This window comes from Variovorax sp. GW821-FHT09D04, from assembly GCF_059416405.1.
Map to the genome: position 1 here is coordinate 98367 of NZ_JBWKPA010000015.1, position 3848 is coordinate 102214.

General features: G+C 62.5%; 1 protein-coding gene. It reads right to left on the bottom strand.

Annotated elements, in window-relative coordinates; translation table 11 throughout:
* Nucleotides 1-3848, bottom strand: a 3848-nt coding sequence (locus AC07O4_RS29855) for a beta strand repeat-containing protein (protein WP_495306407.1), incomplete at both ends; no start/stop codon positions are given.

Consider the following 3848-nt stretch of genomic DNA (forward strand, 5'->3'; position numbering starts at 1 on the left):
CAGGCCGCTCGACGTCGAAGTCGACAGGCTGCTGACGTTGCTGTTCGTGGTGCTCAGGCCAGTGGACAGGCTCGAGATGCCACTGGTCGCTGTGCTCAGGCCGGTCGAGAGGCTGTCGATGCCGCTCGTGGCGGTGCTCAGGCCAGACGACGTAGACGTCGAGAGGCTGCTCACGTTGCTGTTCGTCGTGCTCAGTCCGGTGGACAGGCTGGAGATGCCACTGGTCGCCGTGCTCAGTCCGGTGGACAGGCTGGAGATGCCACTGGTCGCCGTGCTCAGGCCGGTCGACAGACTGGAGATGCCGCTCGACGTCGAAGTCGACAAGCTACCGACGTTGCTGTTGGTGGTGCTCAGGCCTGTGGAGAGGCTGGAGATGCCGCTGGTAGCGGTGCTGAGACCGGACGACGTCGACGTCGACAGACTGCTGACATTGCTGTTCGTCGTGCTCAAGCCGGTCGACAGGCTGGAGATGCCACTGGTCACTGTGCTGAGACCCGTCGACAGGCTCGAGATACCGCTGGTCGCCGAGCTCAAGCCGGTCGAGAGACTGTCGATGCCGCTCGTCGCTGTGCTCAGACCAGACGACGTGGAGGTCGAGAGGCTGCTGACGTTGCTGTTCGTTGTGCTCAGACCAGTAGACAGACTCGAGATGCCGCTGGTCGCCGAGCTCAAGCCGGTCGAGAGACTGTCGATGCCGCTCGTGGCCGTGCTCAGTCCCGACGACGTTGAAGTCGACAGGCTGCTGACGTTGCTATTCGTCGTGCTCAAGCCGGTGGACAGGCTGGAGATGCCGCTGGTTGCCGAGCTCAATCCCGTGGAGAGGCTGGAGATACCGCTGGTTGCGGTACTCAGACCCGTCGACAAGCTGTCGATGCCGCTGGTAGCGGTGCTGAGGCCGGACGACGTGGACGTCGACAGGCTGCTCACGTTGCTGTTCGTCGTGCTCAGGCCGGTGGACAGGCTCGAGATACCGCTGGTCGCAGTGCTCAAGCCAGACGAAGTGGAGGTCGACAAGCTGCTCACGTTGCTGTTCGTGGTGCTCAGCCCCGTCGACAAGCTATCGATGTTGCTCGTGGCCGTGCTCAAGCCAGACGACGTCGAGGTCGACAGGCTGCTCACGTTGCTGTTCGTCGTGCTCAAGCCCGTGGACAGGCTGGAGATGCCGCTGGTGGCAGTGCTCAGGCCAGACGACGTCGAGGTCGACAAGCTGCTCACGTTGCTGTTCGTGGTGCTCAGGCCCGTCGACAGGCTCGAGATGCCGCTGGTTGCCGTACTCAAACCCGACGACGTCGAGGTCGAGAGACTGCTGACGTTGCTGTTGGTCGTGCTCAGCCCGGTCGACAGGCTGTCGATGCTGCTCGTCGCAGTACTCAGGCCAGACGACGTGGAGGTCGACAAGCTGCTCACGTTGCTGTTCGTCGTGCTCAAGCCCGTGGACAGGCTGGAGATGCCGCTGGTCGCAGTGCTCAAACCCGACGACGTCGAAGTCGAGAGGCTGCTGACAGTGCTGTTGGTCGTGCTCAAGCCGGTCGACAAGCTATCGATGCCGCTGGCAGCAGTGCTCAGGCCACTCGACGTCGAAGTCGACAGGCTGCTGACGTTGCTGTTCGTGGTGCTCAAACCGGTCGACAAGCTATCGATGCGACTCGTAGCCGTGCTCAACCCCGACGACGTCGAGGTCGAGAGACTGCTGACGTTGCTGTTGGTCGTGCTCAGCCCGGTCGACAGACTGTCGATGCTGCTCGTCGCAGTGCTCAAACCAGACGACGTAGAGGTCGACAAGCTGCTCACGTTGCTGTTCGTGGTGCTCAAGCCGGTCGACAGGCTCGAGATACCACTGGTCGCCGTGCTCAGGCCAGACGACGTAGACGTCGACAGGCTGCTGACGTTGCTGTTCGTGGTGCTCAGGCCGGTCGACAGGCTCGAGATGCCACTGGTCGCAGTGCTCAGGCCGGACGACGTTGAAGTCGACAGGCTGCTCACATTGCTGTTCGTCGTGCTCAGACCCGTCGACAGGCTCGAAATGCCGCTGGTCGCCGTGCTCAAGCCACTCGACGTCGAGGTCGAAAGGCTGTCCAGGTTGCTGTTCGTGGTGCTCAGGCCGCTCGACGTGGAAGTCGACAGGCTGTTGATGCGGCTGTTGGCCGTGCTCAGACCCGACGATGTCGAAGTCGACAGGCTGCCCACGTTGCTGTTCGTCGTGCTCAGGCCCGTGGACAGGCTGGAGATGCCGCTCGTGGCGGTGCTGAGGCCAGACGACGTCGAGGTCGAAAGACTGCTGACATTGCTGTTCGTCGAGCTCAGGCCCGTGGATAGGCTCGAGATGCCGCTGGTCGCCGTGCTCAAACCCGACGACGTCGAGGTCGACAGGCTACTGACGTTGCTGTTCGTGGTGCTCAGACCGGTGGACAGACTGGAGATACCGCTGGTTGCGGTGCTCAAACCGGTCGACAAACTATCGATGCGGCTCGTAGCCGTGCTCAAACCCGAGGACGTCGAGGTCGACAGGCTGCCGACATTGCTGTTCGTCGTGCTCAGGCCAGTGGACAAGCTGGAAATGCCACTGGTCGCCGTGCTGAGCCCCGTCGACAGGCTATCGATGCCACTCGCGGCCGTGCTCAGCCCGCTCGACGTGGACGTCGACAGGCTGCTCACGTTGCTGTTCGTGGTGCTCAGGCCAGTCGACAGACTGGAGATACCGCTGGTTGCGGTGCTCAAGCCGGTCGAGAGGCTATTGATGCTGCTCGTGGCCGTGCTCAGGCCCGACGACGTAGACGTCGACAAGCTGCTCACGTTGCTGTTGGTCGTGCTCAGACCCGTCGAGAGGCTCTCAATGCCGCTCGTGGCCGTGCTCAGCCCACTCGACGTCGAGGTCGAAAGACTGCTGACATTGCTGTTCGTTGTGCTCAGGCCAGTGGACAGGCTCGAGATGCCGCTGGTCGCAGTGCTCAGGCCGCTCGACGTCGAGGTCGACAGGCTGCTGACGTTGCTGTTGGTCGTGCTCAGGCCCGTAGACAGGCTCGAGATACCGCTGGTGGCCGTGCTCAAGCCACTCGACGTGGACGTCGACAGGCTGTCCAGGTTGCTGTTCGTGGAGCTGAGGCCAGTGGACAAGCTGTAGATACCGCTGGTCGCAGTACTCAGACCAGACGACGTCGAGGTCGAAAGGCTGCCAATGCTGCTCGTCGCCGTGCTCAAGCCAGACGACGTCGAAGTCGACAGGCTCGAAATACCACTGGTTGCCGTGCTCAAGCCGCTCGAGGTGGATGTCGACAAGCTGTCCAGGTTGCTATTGGTGGTGCTCAGGCCGGTGGACAGGCTGGCGATGCCGCTGGTCGCCGTGCTCAGCCCTGACGACGTGGACGTCGACAGGCTGCTCACATTGCTGTTGGTCGTGCTCAGACCGGTCGACAGGCTGTTGATGCCACTGGTGGCAGTGCTCAAACCGGACGACGTCGAAGTCGAAAGACTGTCGATGCTGCTCGTGGCCGTGCTCAGACCGGACGAGGTCGAGGTCGACAAGCTGCTGACGTTGCTGTTCGTCGTGCTCAGCCCCGTGGACAGGCTCGAGATACCGCTGGTGGCCGTGCTCAGACCCGACGATGTGGACGTGGAGAGGCTGTCGATGCTGCTCGTCGCGGTGCTCAGGCCAGACGACGTCGAGGTCGACAAGCTGCTGACGTTGCTGTTGGTCGTGCTCAAGCCAGTGGACAGGCTGGAGATGCCGCTGGTGGCAGTGCTCAGACCCGACGAGGTCGAAGTCGACAGACTGTCGATGCTGCTCGTCGCCGTGCTCAAGCCAGACGATGTCGACGTCGACAGGCTGCTGACGTTGCTGTTCGTCGTGC